The sequence below is a fragment of the Arthrobacter sp. SIMBA_036 genome (genome assembly GCF_046535135.1).
Taxonomy (GTDB): domain Bacteria; phylum Actinomycetota; class Actinomycetes; order Actinomycetales; family Micrococcaceae; genus Arthrobacter.
In genome coordinates this window covers 1-267 of sequence record NZ_JAWRXG010000219.1, presented here as the reverse complement: position 1 = coordinate 267, position 267 = coordinate 1, and the positions used below count along the sequence as shown (strand labels likewise).

At 58.8% G+C, this 267-nt stretch carries 1 protein-coding gene; it reads left to right on the top strand.

From position 1 onward, the window contains the following. Positions 1–63 precede the first annotated feature (63 nt). Positions 64–267, top strand: a 204-nt coding sequence (locus tag SB659_RS19675; protein WP_410551628.1) for a hypothetical protein, incomplete at its 3' end; no start/stop codon positions are given.

Here is a 267-nt window from a genome sequence, read left to right as displayed (position 1 = left end):
GCGCGTCAAAAAAATAGCGGTAATAGGGGCACGCGCACCAGCCTTTTGCATGTGGAGAGGCTCATGAACATCCGCTCGGTTTGCCGGGTACTGGTCACGGCCCTGATCGCTGGAATTGCGCTCCCCGGTTGCACGACGGATCTGTCCGCCCCGTCCTACGAGAAGGCGGCGGAAGAACCGCACTACGATGGACCGCCGAAAGTCATCTACCGGATCGACGATCACCGTTTCGTCTCACTGGAAAACTACGACCGCTGCTATGGTGAC